General features: G+C 63.0%; 16 protein-coding genes. 2 read left to right on the top strand and 14 right to left on the bottom strand.

Features of this window, described 5'->3' with window-relative positions; translation table 11 throughout:
- Positions 1-68 precede the first annotated feature (68 nt).
- The 4 genes from IG616_RS21280 to IG616_RS21265 all read right to left on the bottom strand — a co-directional run bounded on the left by IG616_RS21280 (position 69) and on the right by IG616_RS21265 (position 4,568).
- Positions 69-899 carry an ABC transporter permease gene (locus IG616_RS21280; protein WP_192150702.1) on the bottom strand — a complete coding sequence of 277 codons (831 nt, stop codon included), beginning with the start codon at positions 897-899 and terminating at the stop codon, positions 69-71.
- Entirely contained in the window at positions 892-1,659 is a 768-nt protein-coding gene (locus tag IG616_RS21275) for an ABC transporter ATP-binding protein (protein WP_192150701.1), read from the bottom strand. The genes IG616_RS21280 and IG616_RS21275 overlap by 8 nt, the downstream gene beginning before the upstream one ends.
- A gap of 51 nt (positions 1,660-1,710) precedes the next feature.
- Entirely contained in the window at positions 1,711-2,733 is a 1,023-nt protein-coding gene (locus tag IG616_RS21270) for an ABC transporter substrate-binding protein (RefSeq protein WP_192150699.1), read from the bottom strand.
- A gap of 263 nt (positions 2,734-2,996) precedes the next feature.
- Complete coding sequence (locus tag IG616_RS21265; protein WP_192150697.1) at positions 2,997-4,568, bottom strand: serine hydrolase; 1,572 nt, start codon at positions 4,566-4,568, stop codon at positions 2,997-2,999.
- A 266-nt stretch (positions 4,569-4,834) separates the two neighbouring features.
- On the opposite strand from IG616_RS21265, the gene IG616_RS21260 reads away from it, so the two are divergent.
- Positions 4,835-5,410, top strand: a complete 576-nt coding sequence (locus tag IG616_RS21260; protein ID WP_192150694.1) for a hypothetical protein — start codon at positions 4,835-4,837, stop codon at positions 5,408-5,410.
- 123 nt (positions 5,411-5,533) lie between these two features.
- Here the strand turns inward: IG616_RS21260 and IG616_RS21255 are convergent, their stop codons facing one another.
- Positions 5,534-5,737, bottom strand: a complete 204-nt coding sequence (locus IG616_RS21255) for a heavy-metal-associated domain-containing protein (RefSeq protein WP_209007940.1) — start codon at positions 5,735-5,737, stop codon at positions 5,534-5,536.
- Between the two features lie 160 nt (positions 5,738-5,897).
- Here IG616_RS21255 and IG616_RS21250 point away from each other — a divergent pair, with 160 nt between their 5' ends.
- Positions 5,898-8,378, top strand: a complete 2,481-nt coding sequence (locus IG616_RS21250; RefSeq protein WP_192150692.1) for a heavy metal translocating P-type ATPase — start codon at positions 5,898-5,900, stop codon at positions 8,376-8,378.
- A 69-nt stretch (positions 8,379-8,447) separates the two neighbouring features.
- Here the strand turns inward: IG616_RS21250 and IG616_RS21245 are convergent, their stop codons facing one another.
- The 9 genes from IG616_RS21245 to IG616_RS21205 form a co-directional block, all read right to left on the bottom strand.
- On the bottom strand, positions 8,448-9,638 hold the full coding sequence (locus IG616_RS21245; RefSeq protein ID WP_192150690.1) for a BatD family protein: 1,191 nt from the start codon (positions 9,636-9,638) through the stop codon (positions 8,448-8,450).
- Positions 9,635-10,252, bottom strand: coding sequence for a hypothetical protein (locus tag IG616_RS21240; protein WP_192150688.1), 618 nt, complete (start codon positions 10,250-10,252; stop codon positions 9,635-9,637). Before IG616_RS21240 ends, IG616_RS21245 begins: the two co-directional genes overlap by 4 nt.
- On the bottom strand, positions 10,249-11,139 hold the full coding sequence (locus IG616_RS21235; protein WP_192150686.1) for a VWA domain-containing protein: 891 nt from the start codon (positions 11,137-11,139) through the stop codon (positions 10,249-10,251). Before IG616_RS21235 ends, IG616_RS21240 begins: the two co-directional genes overlap by 4 nt.
- Positions 11,136-12,077, bottom strand: a complete 942-nt coding sequence (locus tag IG616_RS21230; RefSeq protein ID WP_192150684.1) for a VWA domain-containing protein — start codon at positions 12,075-12,077, stop codon at positions 11,136-11,138. Before IG616_RS21230 ends, IG616_RS21235 begins: the two co-directional genes overlap by 4 nt.
- Entirely contained in the window at positions 12,074-12,475 is a 402-nt protein-coding gene (locus IG616_RS21225) for a hypothetical protein (RefSeq protein ID WP_192150682.1), read from the bottom strand. Before IG616_RS21225 ends, IG616_RS21230 begins: the two co-directional genes overlap by 4 nt.
- A complete protein-coding gene (locus tag IG616_RS21220) occupies positions 12,462-13,301 on the bottom strand; it encodes a DUF58 domain-containing protein (protein ID WP_192150680.1) in 840 nt (279 codons plus the stop codon). The genes IG616_RS21225 and IG616_RS21220 overlap by 14 nt, the downstream gene beginning before the upstream one ends.
- On the bottom strand, positions 13,295-14,245 hold the full coding sequence (locus IG616_RS21215; RefSeq protein ID WP_192150678.1) for an AAA family ATPase: 951 nt from the start codon (positions 14,243-14,245) through the stop codon (positions 13,295-13,297). Before IG616_RS21215 ends, IG616_RS21220 begins: the two co-directional genes overlap by 7 nt.
- 87 nt (positions 14,246-14,332) lie before the next feature.
- Positions 14,333-15,658, bottom strand: coding sequence for a histidine kinase (locus tag IG616_RS21210; RefSeq protein ID WP_192150676.1), 1,326 nt, complete (start codon positions 15,656-15,658; stop codon positions 14,333-14,335).
- Complete coding sequence (locus tag IG616_RS21205; RefSeq protein WP_343072411.1) at positions 15,658-16,317, bottom strand: response regulator; 660 nt, start codon at positions 16,315-16,317, stop codon at positions 15,658-15,660. The genes IG616_RS21210 and IG616_RS21205 overlap by 1 nt, the downstream gene beginning before the upstream one ends.
- Positions 16,318-16,799: the final 482 nt, after the last annotated feature.

Here is a 16,799-nt window from a genome sequence, read left to right as displayed (position 1 = left end):
TGGGAAATAGAAAATTCTTGAAGGAATTCTCCAACCTTTTGAGAATGGCTGAAGGTTATGGCCGGTGATCAGCTCCGCCAGCCAAGGAAGTGTTTTTCGATGCGGCCGATCAGGAAGCTCACGATAAGGCCCATGACCGACAGAATGGTCACGCCCGCAAACAGCTTTTCCAGATCATAGAGGGATCCGGCTTCCAGGATGTAGGAGCCGATGCCGTATTGGGCGCCGAGCATTTCGGCGGCAACCAGCAGAATAATCGCGATGGAGATCGAGACCCGCAGACCGGACAGGATTGCCGGAAAGGCGCCCGGAAGTACGATCTTGCGCACGATCGACCACCAGCTGAGCCCGAAGCTCTGGCCCATGCGGATCAGGGTTCGGTCGACGTTGTCGACGGCGCCATAGGTGGCAACGACAGTTGGCGTGAAGGTGCCGAAGGCGATCAGCATGTATTTGGACATCTCATCGATGCCGAACCAGATGACGAAGATCGGCAGAAGCGCGATCTTCGGGATCGGGAAGAGGGCTGCGACCAGGGGCACAAGGCCAGCACGGGCGTAGCTGAAGAGGCCGATCACGACACCCAGGGAAATACCGGCGGAAATGCCCAGGAAGGCACCAACGAGGAGACGCTGGAGCGAGGGGAGGAGGTGCTTCCAGAGAAGTCCCGTCTGCCAGAGCTGGACAAAGGTTTCCAGAACAGCGGAAGGGCGGGGCAGGGTCAGGCTGGAGATGAAGCCCGTGCGCGTGCCGGTTTCTGCCAGCGCAATCAGCGCTGCAAACAGAACCAGGCTGACGCCGCGCACCGGTACCGGGGCAAAGCCGCCACCGCGGAAGGCGACCGGCCTGGCGGTCAAAGACCGGTCGAGGCTTTCGGGTGAGCTTGCGAGATCAGACATTCACCAGTTCCTCGTCTGCGGCCTTGGCCTCTTCTCTCATCAGTTCCCAGAGCTGGGCCTGCTTTTCATCCAGAAGCGGGTCGCCCAGATGACGGTCAGCAAGGGGAATGCCGATCTCGACGATATCGCGGATGCGGCCGGGGCGGCGGGACAAGACCACCACCCGGTGCCCGAGCCGGACGGCTTCGTTGAGATTGTGGGTGACGTAGACGGAGGTGAACGGCTGGCGGGTCCAAAGAGACACCAGGTCGTCCATCAGAAGTTCGCGGGTCTGGCTGTCGAGCGCAGACAGGGGCTCATCCATCAGCATCACCGCAGGTTTCACGGCCAGCGCCCGGCTGATGGCAACGCGCTGGCGCATGCCGCCCGACAGTTGTTTGGGAAGGGCGTTGCGGAAGTCCGAGAGCTTCGTGCGCTCCAGCACATCCGTCACGATGTCATTCATATCGCGCTGGCTGAGGCCGTGGTCCTCAAGGACAAGCTTGATGTTGCCCTCGACGGTACGCCACGGCAGCAGTGCGAAATGCTGAAAGACATAGGTCAGGGGATTGAGCGAGCCTGCAGGCGGCTCGCCGATCTGAAGGACCTCGCCACTGGACGGGCGTTCAAGGCCGCCGAGAAACCGCAGCAAGGTGGACTTTCCGCAACCGGACGGTCCGATCAGGCAGACGATCTGTCCCTTCGGGATCTCGAGGGAGATGTCCTTGAGGACTTCGACGGAGCCATAACAATGGCTGACAGTGTTGAGCTTCAGATCCATTTGCCCTCCTGGCGGAGGCTCGTGAGCCTCCGCATGCCGATCACAGCGTGATCAGATTGTCTCCACGTAGGACGTGTCGAACAGCTGGTCGTTGGTGATGGAGTCCTTGACCATGCCCTCGGACTTGAACCACTCGAGCTGTTCAACGCAGCTGTCGAGCGCCAGGGCCAGGCCCTGGTTGATGCGCATGGCGCCATCAATCAGGTTCTGCTTGGCAACATCTGCTGCAGTATCGGTTTGGACGTATTTGTGAACGATAGCAGCCAAAGCGTCGATCTCAGCACTGTCTGCTGTCTTGTCGACGAAAGCGGCGTTGTAGTCGGCGATCGCCTTGGAATAGGCGGACACGAAGGATTCCGTCAGGGCGCGCTCGTTCTTCGCGTTCTTCGTCGAGGTGAAGGCAGTCGTGACCTGGTAGTTGGGAGCATAGTCGGCAACGAGACCGATCTGTTTGGCCGCGCCTTCGCGGATGAGCTTCTTGGCAACACTCGGCTGGATGGCCCAGGCGTCGATCTGACCGGTGGAGAGCGCGCCGATGATGGCGCCGAGCTTCTGCAGCGGGCGCAGCTCGATGTCCTGCAGCTTGATGTTGTTCGCTTCGGCAATCTTGTGCGCCATGAAGTGGAAGGACGAACCGGCGGTGGTAATGCCGAATGTCTTGCCTGCCAGCTTTGACGGGTCGGTCAGGCCAGCGTCATAGGCATTGTTCGAAGCCAGGACGACAGCGCCCGGAACGCCCTTTTCCTCGCGCAGCGCGCCGCCGATGACCTTGACGGCATCCTTTTGCGCCAGGCTGATCAAGCCGCCGCTCATTGCGGTCACGCCGAAATCCGCATCGCCGGAAGCAATGGCAACGGCCATTGGCTGTGCCGCTTCGAAGAACTTCAGCTCGATGTCCAGACCGGCTTCCTTGAAGTAGCCGCGCTCATAGGCAATGAAGCTCGGGGAGTGGCTGGCGAGATGCAGGACCGCAAGGTTGCGCATCGCAGCGAAGGCGGGCAGCCCGAAAGCGGCGGATGCGCTCAATGCTCCCATGCCGCACAGAGCCTGACGGCGGTTGATCTTGAATTCCATTCTTTCCTCCTCCGGTAAGCCACGCATTTGAAACGTGGCTGGGCTTTATTAGCCCTCACGGATGATCCGTGACAATCGGCAATGGCCATGCCTATCCGATCCTGGGAACAGGAAAGGCATTTCCGGCGCCATATGCCTGAGGATTGCACAGGTTAGTGATACTAGTCAGTGAGGCGGGCGGGACCATCGATTTCTGTATGCAGGGCCATGGATTTCTCTCGTCCCGGACCTATGGGTATAAGACTGGAAAGGGATAAGACCCTTCAGAACCTTTTGAAGCGGGCGGGGCCGTTCAGGACGAAGAGTTCGATCTCCAGGGTCTCTGCCTGAGCACCTTCGCCGGAGAAGGTGGCTGCTGATCGTGTGCCAGAGGGCGCGTTCTCGTTGCTTAAGTCGAACACCCACATGGCGCCGTCCCAATGTTGAAGGGGCAGCTTTAGCGGCGCCGGACCGGCATAGAGGACGAGACCGTCTCGGTCCTGACGGACTTCGGCAGTGCCGAAATAGGGATGGCCGTAGCGCCCGGTGCAATAGCTGGGCGCAGGGGCGGGGGCCGCCGCCACCGGGAAAGGCTGTCCCGAAGTGAAGCCCTCTGGCACGAAGAAGGCCGCAAACCGAGATGAATATCCGGCATACCAGTCGCGGGTGATCCGTCCGGTCTGAACCATATCGTTGAAGGAGGCGCTAATTGCCTCCACAGCCCCGACGGGCGCTGCGTTGGACAGGACGACGATCCCTATGTCGAGGGAGGGGATCAGCGAGAAACAGGTGGCTGCCCCCAGAAGGAAGGCGCCGGAATGGCTGAGCACCACGCGGCCTGACGGGTCCGTCCCCACATTGAAGCCATAGCCGTAGAACCCGGCGCGCTCATCCGCCGTCTGCGGACGGCTGGAAACACTTTGCGGGCTGAGAGCGGGCTGCAGGGCTCTCGGCGGGATAAGCCCTCCGCCATCAGCCAGAACCATCTTCATCCACTTGATCATGTCGTTGACGGACGAGCTGACCCCGCCGGCTGGTGACTGGGCATCCGGCTGGCGCTGATAAAGAGCCTTGAAGCCGTCTCCAGATTTGGCATGGGGAACCACCCGGTTGTCCCGTGCCATGTAATCGTCGAACCGGGAGCTGGACCGCGACATGCCAAGCGGGCTGTAGAGGGCTTCTTCCGACAGATCGCTCCACTCGGCACCCGAAGCTCTGGAGACCGCCTCGGCGGCGGCGGTCAGGCCGAAATTCGTATAGGCATAGCTGGTGCGGAAAGGCTTCAGCGGCAGCAGGCGCAACCGTTCCAGAACAGACTGCCTGTCAAGGCCAAGGTCTTCCAGATCATCACCGGCGTGGTCCGGCAGACCCGAACGATGGCTGTAGAGATCACCAATGGTCAGCAGCTCCGTGATGGCCGGGTCGGAGAGGGAGAACCACGGCAGGAGATCGCGCATTCTGCTGTCCCACGTCACAACCCCGCGCGCGACCTGCCTCGCGACCACAGTGGCGCCAACCGGCTTGGACAGCGAGGCGAGCTGGAAGACTGTGTCGGGATCGACGGTCTGGCTGTCCTCTCCGCCACGCGCTCCGAAGCCCTTCGCGTAGACCGTCTCGCCCTTGTGGACAACGCCCACCGCAAGGCCGGGCACACCGCTCCGCTCCTTGAGCTCCTGAACGATGCCGTCGAGGGCGGCAAGAGCCTCCTCGATCTGGCCAGGTGGCACCTCTGCCCCCGGTGTCCGGGACGGGGGGAGTTCCTGTGCGCGGACGGGGAGCTGGAGAGCGGCCAGCGATGCTGAAGCCAAAGATGCAGAGGCCAGAAACCGGCGGCGCGAGAATTTGAATGACGACACGGAAACCTCTTGATCGGTGCATGGGCCTTGATGATCGGAACGACCGGTTCAAGCCCGCCGGTTCTGCGCCGTGCCCTGGTCTGGAGCGGAACACGGCGAACCTGAGATCAGAACGGTAGCAGGTTGCCTCACGGAAAGACAATGCCTGGTTGTTCCGCAAGACCCTGCGGAATCCTAATCCCGGAGAGGGCGCTGGGCGTGTTAGGCTGCTCTTTCGTGGAAGCAGTGTTCTGTGCTGCCGAGAGGAAATGACGGAGGAAAAACGGATGATCCGGTATGTTCTTGCCTTGGCCTTTCCCGCAGTTCTTTTGCCCCTGATGGCGCAAGGCACCGAACAGCACGGCCATTCCGGCATGAATCATGAGATGCATGCGGCCGGAGCGGACCTGCAAAGCGCAATACCCCGAGAGGCAGGGCAAAGCGCCTTTGCCGCCATTCAGGAGATCGTGGCGATTTTGGTGGCCGATCCTGAAACAGACTGGAGCAAGGTCGATATTCCCGCGCTTCAAAGGCATCTGATCGACATGAACAATGTCACGCTCTACGCGCAGGCCGAAACCCTTCCGGTGGAGGACGGTTTGCGGTTTCGCGTCACCGGAGAGGGGAGTGTGGGCGGTTCCATCCGCCGCATGCTGACCGCGCATGGCAGAGTAATGCAAGGTGCCCGCGGGTTTACCTACGAAGTGGAGGAAATACCGGATGGAGCCCAACTGACGGTTCACGCCTCAAGTCCGGAAGGACAAACGATGCTCACCGGGCTCGGGTTTATCGGTTTGATGACGCTGGGCGCTCATCATCAGGAGCATCATCTCGCCATTGCAGCCGGTCATTCGCCTCACTGACGGTGTGGTTCGGCGATACGGCCGGGACCCCATGAGAGGGGCTGGCGTTTCTTCTGCCCGCCAGTCGCTCTCACGGAAGTATTTGCTCACGACTATGCGTGCAGCTCTGGCCCGCGCGGGTGATCAGCCCTGCTGAAGCAGTTCGGACCCATATCCGGCCTCTTTGACAGCCTGGGCAATCTCGCCCGGGGTCTTGACGCTGCTGATGGTGACGACCCGGTTCTCCATGTCGAATTCGATCTGGGCTGATCCGTCCGTCTTTTTGACTGCGTCGCCGATGGCGGCCTTGCAGTGGCCGCAGCTCATATCTGGAATGCTGAACTTCATGATAGACTCCATCGTTGGGTTTTCTTGTTTTGCACCTTCCGGCTACGGGAAGGTCAAGGGGAAAATTGGCCGCAAAAAAGTTGACGGTCCGGCCTTGACCTTCCCGTAGCTGGAAGGACCATCTGTGGGGAAACAACCGGTCCATGACGGAGTTGGGTCTATGTCTATCCCTCAGAAAGTCACCCTGTCTGTTCAGGGCATGTCATGTGCGTCCTGTGTCGGGCGCGTCGAACGCGGCCTTATGACCGTCGGTGGTGTCGAAGACGTCGGTGTCAATCTGGCGAGCGAAACCGCACAGTTCACGGCAACCGCGGCAGGGATCGCCGGAGCCGTCGCTAAGCTTGACGATCTTGGGTACCCGGCGCGCACGCAAACGGTGACACTCAATATCGAATCCATGTCCTGCGCATCCTGTGTTGGCCGTGTCGATAGGGCGCTTGAAGAGGTGCCGGGCGTTCTGAGCGTGAGCGTCAATCTGGCTGCCGAGACGGCAACCGTCGTCTACGCAGAAGGGGCCACGACGCTTCAGGATCTGATAAAGGCCAGTACGGATATTGGCTATCCGGCAAGTGTTGCCGAGGCCGGTGCCACGCAGGACCGCAGCGAGCGCAAGGCGGAGGAAGCACGCGAGCTGGCGCGCAAGATGGCTCTTGCCGCTGTTTTCACGCTTCCGGTGTTTCTGATCGAAATGGGCGGGCACCTGATCCCGTCTCTTCATCATTGGGTCACGGCGGCCATAGGACAGCAGAACAGCTGGATCCTGCAATTCGTCCTGACGAGCGTGGTCCTTTTCGGTCCAGGCCGTGTCTTTTATCTCAAAGGGTTCCCGGCCCTGATCAAGAGGGCGCCGGATATGAACAGCCTTGTGGCCGTCGGGACTGGGGCAGCCTATCTCTATTCGGTTGTCGTCACCTTCCTCCCGGGTCTTGTGCCTGCCGGAGTCCGCGCGGTCTATTTCGAGGCGGCGGCGGTGATCGTGGTGCTGATCCTGCTCGGGCGTTTTATGGAAGCGAGAGCTAAGGGGCGGACTGGCGCCGCCATTCAGAAACTGCTCGGCCTTCAGGTCAAGACCGCAAGGGTTCTGCGGGATAACCAGATGATCGAAGTACCGATAGAGGCTCTCGCCCTCGGGGATGTCGTTGTGGTGCGCCCCGGCGAGCGGATCGCGGTGGATGGCGAAGTGGTCGAGGGATCCTCTCACGTTGACGAGAGCATGATCACCGGAGAGCCGGTCCCGGTCGCGAAATCCTCCGGAAGCCCGGTGACCGGCGGGACGGTCAATGGCGCGGGCGGATTGCAATTCAGGGCAACACGTGTCGGTGCGGACACGACCCTGTCCCAGATCATCCGCATGGTTGAAGAGGCGCAAGGGGCGAAGCTGCCGATACAGGGCCTCGTTGACCATATCACGCTGTGGTTTGTCCCGGCTGTGATGGCAGTAGCTGCCCTCACTGTGCTTGTCTGGCTGATCCTCGGGCCGGATCCTGCGCTCACCCTGGCTCTTGTGGCGGGTGTCTCGGTCCTGATCATTGCCTGTCCCTGTGCGATGGGTCTCGCAACGCCGACATCGATCATGGTGGGCACTGGCCGGGCGGCTGAAATGGGCGTTCTGTTCCGCAAAGGCGATGCGCTTCAGCAGCTTGCCGAAGTCAGCATCGTTGCGCTCGACAAAACCGGCACGGTCACCGAGGGGCGGCCGGAACTGACCGACCTGGTGCTGGCCGAGGGCTTTGAACGGTCGTTCGTTCTCTCCCGCATCGCGGCGGTTGAGGCCCGCTCTGAACATCCGGTGGCCGAGGCCATTGTGAGGGCTGCCGGAAATGAGGGACTGGCAGGGCTTGAGGCGCGTGATTTTTCCTCGATCACCGGGCATGGCGTCCGGGCGCTCGTCGAGGGACAGGAAGTTCTGGTCGGCGCGGACAGGCTCATGGAACAGAAAGGCATTGCGACGGTGGCTTTGTCCGGCGAGGAAACAGCCCTGGCCAAGCGTGGCCGGACCGCGCTTTATGCCGCCATCGATGGCAAGATCGCAGCCGTCATCGGCGTTGCAGATCCGGTCAAGGCGTCCAGCAAGGCGGCGATCGCCGCTCTGCATGCGCAGGGTCTCAAGGTGGCGATGATCACCGGGGACAAGCGGGAAACAGCTGAGGTGATTGCCGCTGAAACCGGCATCGACACGGTGATCGCGGGCGTCCTGCCGGATGGCAAGGTGGCCGCTCTGAATGAGCTCAGGGGCAGCGGCCGGATCGCCTTTGTTGGCGACGGCATCAATGATGCCCCGGCGCTGGCTCATTCCGACGTGGGGATCGCGATCGGAACCGGCACGGATGTGGCCATCGAATCTGCGGATGTGGTGCTGATGTCGGGGGATCTGCGCGGTGTCGTGAACGCCTATGAGGTCTCCCGCCGGACCATGCGCAACATCAAGGAGAACCTGTTCTGGGCCTTCGCCTACAATGCTGCCCTGATCCCGGTTGCCGCGGGCGTGCTCTATCCACTCTCCGGGATTCTGCTGTCGCCGGTCCTGGCCGCCGGAGCCATGGCCTTGTCATCGGTCTTCGTTTTGACCAATGCCTTGCGTCTGCGCCGCATCCGGCCCGCGATGGACGAGACGAAGCCCGGGGCGTGGCCTGCCGGGTGAGCCGGAAAATGGGGAGGCAAGGTCTTGATGTCTTTATGAACGAATGCGGCCTCTGATGTCCGCAATAGGTCAGCTGATCGTCTGCTTACTGGATCTTCTCCTCTTCCTCCGCAAAAGGTCCCGCACGAACGAGCCGGGATCGAAGGGCTGCGATCCGGGATGGGCCGCGTAGATCGCGCGGTCGAGGTCGGCTGTTGCGCCTTCCGCGACCGGCAGGCCCAGTGTCCGCCGTCGTAAAAGATAGTCCTCAGTTGCGGACCGCAGGGCCATCAGGTCATCTTGTCTGGCGGCGGCTCTCAGGGCTTTCCGGGACGGATCGAGTAGCAATGAGCGTTTCAGGACCTGCTTCAGTTCCCGGCCCCGGCGCAGGGTCGCGGCGGAAAAGATGGCCAGAAGCCCTGTCACCAGTCCTGCCGAGAAGACACCGGCTGCCGTGGCAACCTCAGATGCCGGGAACTCGCCGGAGCCGGTCCGGTTTGCCGCGAAACTGGCATAGCCAAAGGGGATCGCCGGGATTTCGGCTGTTTTCATCTGCCGGGACACCGTGTCGAACCAGGGAATGGCAACCGGCGGCAGAACGCCAGGCTCTCCTGTTTTCGGGTGCAGGTGCCATTCCCAGATGACGGTCGTCACCGGGCCTTCTGGCGCCAGCTTCGTCCCGCGCGCTTCCGGCGCGGTGAAGCTGACGAGCCAGGGCTGCCGGATCTCCGGGCGCGGTGGCATGAAATGCGCCAATGTACCGGCAGCACGCAGGGTGACGCGACGGATCAGGGTTTCGCCATCGCGGAGCTCGCCTGGCGGTACGGAGAGCTGATCCTCGACGGTCAGCATCCGGGCTGCCAGTGGGGCGCTTGCGGCAGGAAAAGGCGCCACCTGGATCGTCACCGGCTCGGCCCTCACATCCAGAACCTCACGCCCACCGTTCCGCCCGGCGATCGTCAGGTGATGCACGAGCGGTCCGACCGTAAGGGTGCCAGAGCTGCGCGGAAACAGGGCGATACGCCGTTCGAACACCTTCATGGTGCGTCCGTCGACCCGTTCGTCACGCCAGCTGTCCCGGGCAAGCTGCACCCAGTCATAGTCATCGGAACCGGGAAATGTCAGCGTCTCCAGGGCAATCCTCTGCGTGTATTCGCCGCGAATGGTCACCCCGACCATTTCCCCTGCGACAGGATGGCTGTCCGGTACGAGCACACGCAGGGTTTCCGCCCGCGCACAGCCGACGATTATCAAGAAGAACAGGAGTGCGAGACGGATCACCATATGTCTCCTTCACCTGGCCGTATCAGGCCGAGACCCGCGCGGCGTTCATATTCCTTTTCAAGGCGCAGACGCAGGAACTCGCCCGGATCGTCCGGGAGAGTGTCGAGCCATTCCTCGGATGCGGCAAAGCCCCGCGCCGTCACCTTGCGCTGCCACTCGGGGTCCGGTGTTCCTGGCCAGCCCCATTGGGGTTTCTGCTCTTGCCCAGAGGAAAGACCTCCACGCCCAGCCAGGCGTCCCGGAGCAACACTGTCCCCGCGTGTCTTCGGCGCCATCGCGCCGACAAGATCCCGCAGGCGCCTGGCCTCCTCATCAGCTGGATTGGCAAACAGGACGGCGTCGAAATAGGCTTTTGACAGCGCATAGTTATCCGTTGCGGCCAGTGTCAGTGCCCGGTTGAATGTCTGGCTGCGCCCGGCGTCCGCCAGAAGCTGGTCCGCGGCTTCAAACTCACCATCCCTGTAGAGCGCCAGCCCCTTGGCCGCATTGGTGTCCAGAAGAAGGCTGGCATCTGGAAGTCCGGACCAGAACGTCAGACGTCCCCAGGCTGCGGGACCGGAGAGGGCAACGCAGGCGATGCCGATTACAAAGCCAATCACCAGGCGCTTCATATCGTCCTCCGGAACAGGCCGAGCAGGGGAAACAGCGAGAGGATGGCGACGAAGGGCCCGAGGTCCAGGAACCGCAGGGATGCGATTGTCTGGTCCCCACGCCAGGAATCCGCGGTTGATATTAGCCGCAGCACTGGTCCGGGGCTACGGGCGGGCGCGAGTGCGGAGATATTCGGAAGCTTGTCAAAGACCTCTGGGGGAACGGCCGGGCCTGCTGCATCTGAAAGGGCCAGCACCGACAGGCGGATGCCGCTGCTGGTGAGCCGCTCGGCTTCGGTGACCGCAGCGGCGCCGATCCCGCCGCCGTCGGTGATCAGGATCAGGTCCCCATCCGGGACTTGCGAAAGCATTTGCCGGGCAAGAGCGAGTGCCGCCGCCGGGCGGCTGCCGTCTCCCGGCATGGTTTCCGGGCCAAGCACCGCGATCTGGGTTTCGAGCGTGGACGGGTCGGAGGTTGGCGCCGCAATGTCATAGGCCTCTCCATTGTAAAGGATAAGGCCAACCGCACGCCCATTGACGGTCGTCAAAATCTGAGCCGCGGCAGTCTGGGCATCGTTCAGGGCCGGGCTTCCCGCGACAGAGCGAGACATGTCCATGGCAATCAGAACAGCGCCGCTTCCGGCCAGAACGGGCGCATCGCCACGGGGCACGGCCGGCCCGGCAAGACCAGCGGCCAGCGTGGCTGCCGCCAGAAGACAGGACAATCCGGCTTGCCTTTTTCCGGCCTGCAGATGTCCGAGTTCCTGCATGGCCGCCAGCATCGGGGCCGGCATGACCTGCCGCCACGCTCCCGCATGGGGACCGCGCCGCCAGGACCACAGTCCCAGCAGGAGGAGAAGCGGCAGAGCGGCCAGCCACCAAGGCCGCAGCAGGACTATGTCCGTCATGCGGGCCTCCTCATGGTGAAGAGAACCACCAGGACGAAGGAAACACCCGCAGGCCACATCCACAAGGACCGCCAATAGTGCAGGGGCGGGCGGCTCATCGGACTTGGTTCCAGCGTGTCCAGCGTGGCGGCCATGTCCTGAAGGTCAGCCATCGTCCGGATGCGGAAACTGGTGCCGCCACCGGTCCCGGCCATGGCTCTGAGTGCCGCAGCGTCCACGGCATCGCGGGAATGGGGCTGGGTTTCAAGGTCCTCCGGACCGAGCGCAATGGTGTGAACCCGGATGCCGTGCTGCACGGCCAGCCGCGCAACATCAGTGGCCCGCACCTTGCCGGATGTGTCGACCCCATCGGACAGAAGCACCGCAACCTTGGTGGTTGCAGTGCTGTCCTTCAGCCTGTTGACGGCAAGTCCCAGGCCATCCGCAATGGCTGTGGCCCGGCCGGAGATCCCGATCTGCGCCGTTTCGATGGACCGGGCGACTGACGCAACGTCAAAGGTCGCGGGCTGCGCGACATAGGGGCGCTCCCCGAAGATCACGAGACCGATCCGGTCCCCCCTGCGGGCTGCGACGAAGCCGGAGGCAACTTTCTTGACGGCGTCCAGCCGCGATAACGGCTTGCCGTCGAGCACGAAGTCTTCCTTGACCATGCTGCCGGAGAGATCGAGGATCAGCATGATCTCCCGTCCAGAGAACGGCAGGAGATCCGTCTTCTGGGAAATGCGTGGCCCGGCCAGCGCGATGACAAGAGAGCTCCACGCCAGGATCAGCAGCAGTCTGCCGCTGCGATCCCCTTGATCGTCTGAGGGATCTGCCTGAGTGAAAATGCTTTGCGGCACGTTCAGCGCAGCACCGGGGACGCCGGTTCTCGTCAAAAACCTGCAGACCAGCCAGGGCAGGGGCAACAGCAGCAATGCGGCGGGAAAGGCGAAGCTCATGAGGCAGCCGCCCGGGCCGCTTGGCGCGGCACCCTGGCAGCACGGGAAACCTTGGCTGCTTTGAACACGCTGGTGGCTTTGAGGGCCTCACGCTCAATGACATCATCTCCCGGAAGGGGCTCAAGACCATAGGCGGCTGGGCGGAGTCCCTCCGGCAAATGTCCGAGAATCCGGGCAATCGCCAGCAGGCGCTCTTCAGGAGGAAGGCCACGGGTCTGCCGGATCATCGACTTTCTGGACGGACGCCGGGCCAGGAAGGGCATGAAGAGAAGTGACATGACGGCGGAAAAGATCAGACCCAGACCGAACAAAGCCAGCAGATCGGCGGCGTGCAGCGTCATCAGTTCAGGTGGCAGCCTCCCTTCAGGCAAGGCTGCGATCAAGTCAGCCTGCGTCATCTTCAAGAGCCTCCAATGTCACGTTCAAGGCCCGCATCCGCGCCTCCAGCGGCGCGGTTTCAAGCGGACGCAGCCGGGCAAACCGGCGCGAGGGTCCGCATTGGACCGGCAAAGCCCGCGAAGGGGGAGCTGTCTCGGCCAGATCGAGCGGGCACAAGAGGATCACCTGTCTGCGGCGGGATAGGCGCCTGAGCGCCGCTTCGTCTTCCTCCGCAATGCCTTGCGTGCCGGTCGCGAGCCAAACCCTGGCACCCGCGGGTGCCAGCTTTCCGGCATGGACAAGCGCGGCGGACAGGGGGCAGGATCCCTCGCGCCTTTCCAGTGCCTTGTCATGTTCATGTGCCAGCAACTGCGCGATGGCGCTCATCTGCCGTACCCCGCCGCGGGCCGGAAGGGAGGATATGCCAGAGGACGTCATTGCCAGAACGCCAACAGAAGCGCCCTGATCGATAGCGTCCCAGCCGCGGCGGGCCAGAAGCCGTGCTGCCCGGACGGAGCGCAGGGATGAGGAAGTTCCCCAAAGCATTGCGGGCCTGAAATCGGCAATCAGAAGCGCCGTATTGTCTCTGTCCTCATGGAAACTCCGAACATGCGGACGCCCGGTGCGGGCAGTCGCCGCCGGGTCGATCCGGCGGGTGTCATCGCCTTCAAAATAGGCCCGTATCTCGCGCAGATCCATCCCCGAGCCCGGCAATTTGGCCGGAACGGCGCCGGGGCGGCGTGTTGCCGGGCGGTGCCTTTCCCGCGCATTTTCCGGCTGGCGCAGGGCCAGCAAATCGCCCGCGCTGAACCGGATGCCGGGGTGGTCCAAAACGGCACTCACCATGGCTCGACCTGCCGCATGATATCGCCGACCAGACTGCGGCCGGTGCGGCCCTCGCTGACCGCGGCCCAGCTCGGGATGAGACGGTGGGCCAGAACATCCGGAGCCAGCGCCTGCGCATCCTCCGGCAAACCGTAGTCGCGGCCATGGAGCCAGGCTCTGGCGCGTACGGATGCCGCCAGCGCCAGAGTGCCACGCGGCGACACTGGATGCTCGACCCATTCGGCGACAGCTCCGCCCGGGCGGGTTGCCATGACCAGGCGCACGATGAAATCCTTCAGCGCCGGGGAGAGATGTACCCGGGCGGCCTCCGCCTGCGCGGCCTGCAATTCCCCGGACGTCATCGGCAGAGCCGGTGTCACCACCCGTGCGATATCCTCTGCCTCGACCAGATCAAGGATCTTGCGCTCCTGTTCGGCCTCCGGCAGGCCCAGCGACAGATGCAGCAGGAAACGGTCCATCTGCGCCTCGGGCAAGGGAAAGGTTCCCTCATGCTCGATGGGATTCTGCGTGGCAACGACCATGAAGGGATCGGGCAGGGGGCGGGTGACGCCCGACGTTGTCACTTGCCGCTCTGCCATTGCCTCCAGCAGGGCCGACTGCACCTTGGGCGGCGCCCGGTTGATCTCATCGACCAGAACCAGGGAGTGAAAAAGCGGTCCCGGCAAAAACGCAAAGTTGCCGGTCTCCGGCTGGAAGACCTGGGTGCCGGTCAGGTCGGAGGGAAGAAGATCGGGCGTGCACTGAATGCGGCCCTGGCTTCCGGGCAGATGGGCAGCCAGAAGCTTGACCGTTCGCGTCTTGGCGACGCCGGGAGGCCCCTCGATCAGCACATGGCCACCGGCCAGCAAGGCGGTCAGCAGCCGCTCGACCATGTCCTGATGCCCGATCAGGCCCGCGGAAACCTCGGCCTTCAGCCGCGAGATTGGGTGACTCATATCGTCCATGCGTTTCCTCCCCGCCTTGGAGGATGGCGCAGGCCGTTCAGCCGCGCCAGAGACGTTTTCCCGGCAGCACCGGGAAGATATCCCGGATCAGCGCGGGAGCTGGACGCTGGCCCGCATGCCATCCTGAAAAGGGGCGAGGGTGAAACTGCCTCCCAGGGCATTGACCCGCTCGCGAATGCCGAGAAGACCATGGCCATCACTTTCAGAAAGATCCTCGCGGACACCGCCATCGTCGGACACCGTCAAGGCAATCCTCTCCAAGGCCTCCAGTCTGACGGTCACGTTTTCCGGTGAGCCATGCCGGATCGCGTTCGTCAGGCATTCCTGGCTGATCCGGTAAAGGCTGAGCGCGAGATCGTCCGTGATGGCGTCCAGATCGCCACTGAGCTCCAGACCGAAACGCACCTTTGGCAGCCGGCCCCGCCAGCCGGCCACGAGGCGCTGCAGGGCCGCGTCGAGCCCGAGCTCATCCAGATCGGGAGGACGCAGCCGGGAAAGTTCCCCGCGCAGACTCTTCATCATCTGACCCGAGATTTCGGCAATCCGCGCACCATCCTGCGCCGTGGTTTCCCCCGACTGCGCCACAGCGGTTGCCAGAGCCCGCGCCGCGGTCAGGCATTGACCGAACTCATCATGCAGCTCGCGCGCCAGAGCCCGGCGCTCGCTTTCCTGAACCGTGAAGAGCCGGCGGGTCAGCTCGGTTCTTGCATCCTGCGCTTCCTGCAGGGCCTTTGCCGTGTCGTTGAGCGCAAGGCTCAGCCGGTCAAATTCTGCCACCTTCTGGCGCGGCTGCCGTGCCGAGAAGTCACCGCTTTGCAAGCGCCCGATCCCGCGCAGGATCGCCTGAAATGGGGAGAGAAGCCGCGCCATCAGAAGACCGGTCAGAAGCGCCCCGCCGAGTGCCATCCCCAATGCCATCCGCATCAGGTCTGAGGTCCGGTCCCAAGCACCGGCAACGATGACTTTCGGATCGGCAAAGGCAGTGACATGGGCGTTGGTGGCGTAGCGTGTGCGCACCGGACGGGTGACAGGCGCCGGAACCAGCCCGATCCTGTCAGCAATGAGCGCGAACCAGTGTGGAGGCCCGGTATCCGCCGCGACATAGGAGCCGCAGCGGCGGTGGTCCGGACGCTCATCAGCCCCGAACTCGACGCAAATGCCGGGAGCGATCAGTGTCCACCTCGGAAAGTCCTGCCAGTCCCGGAACGCGGGAACCGGAGCGACACCGCCAAAGGCAAGCCCCATGAAATCGGGCCTTGCCGCAATCGCGTCGGCGACGCGCTCGGCAGTGATGCGGGCGTCCTCGCGGGCAGCATCTGCGGTCACCCAGAGCACCCAGGCCGCCCCCAGAACAACCGAGACCAGCCCGGCAGCGAGCACCCGCATGACAAGCTGGGGCAGAAGCCCCCGCATCAGCCGGCTTGCGTCAGGCCGGCCCGCTGCGCCTTCAGCACCAGGTCGGCGTCGCAAGAGGCCTCAAGCTTGGCCCGCACAAGAGAGAGATTGTTCTGAATGGTCTTGGCAGAAAGGCCGAGGTTTCTCGCGATGGCCCTGCCGCTCATGCCTCGTGCCAGAAGCTGCAGGATCTCCAGCTCCCGCCGGGTTAATGCGCCGATATCGCCTTGTCCGAGGGACGTCTGGGCCAGCTCCTGCGCCATGTCCGAAGACAAGGCGCGGCGGCCGGACATGACCCTCGAGATGACACTGATCAGCTCTTCCGGCGGACTGCTTTTGGAGACAAACCCGCGCGCGCCGGCCGCCATGGCCTTTTGCGCAAAGACCGCCCCCTGATGCATCGACACGACAATGACCCGTGCACGCGGGTCACGGGCCAGAATGGCCTCCACCGCAGCCAGACCGCCAGCGCCCGGCATGGAGAGATCCATCAGGACGATATCGGGCGCATGGGCAACGAACGCCTCCACCGCCGCCTCGCCATCGCAAGCCTCGGCAATGACAGAGAGCCCCGGCTGACGTTCCAGCAGACGGAGATAGCCCTCGCGCACAATGGGATGGTCATCGGCCAGGAGAATACGGATCGCTTCCATGATGCCATCATACCGTGCGCCCAATCGCTCCCTCAATGCATCCTTTTAGCGGAGAAACGGTCCCGGGATCCGCCCGGTTTGCCGTCAGCCAGGAGACAGAGCGCAAGCAGTCTTCCCCAGCACCCGCAAGGAGAATAACGCGTTGAGACGGGCTTGCTGATGCCGCCGGGAATCCTCGCCACCGTCCAAGGGCCGGGCAACACCGGCGTTTGTGTTGCGCCTTCCTTCCCGTTTTTTTGTTCCGCTGAAGGAGACCTTGATGACAGACACAAAGAAAACCCGCCCGATCGTCTCCGATGGGCGGGTTCTTTGTTTCAGGGCCGCTTGCGCCACTTATTGGCCTGAATTGGCCATCCTATGCGACTCGGGACAACGTGTATGTTGATTTCCATTGAGAAGTAACCCGGCATTTCCACCGAGAATTGACCCTCCTTTTAGGTATGTTACGGGTCTGTGGGTTCGGTCAAGTTCTTGGCTTTCTCCTTCTTCGTTTTGGGCTCATGTGC

The organism is Roseibium litorale (genome assembly GCF_014842915.1).
Classification (GTDB): domain Bacteria; phylum Pseudomonadota; class Alphaproteobacteria; order Rhizobiales; family Stappiaceae; genus Roseibium; species Roseibium litorale.
The sequence above is the reverse complement of the archived record's forward strand: the minus strand, read 5'-3'. Positions and strand labels throughout refer to the sequence as shown.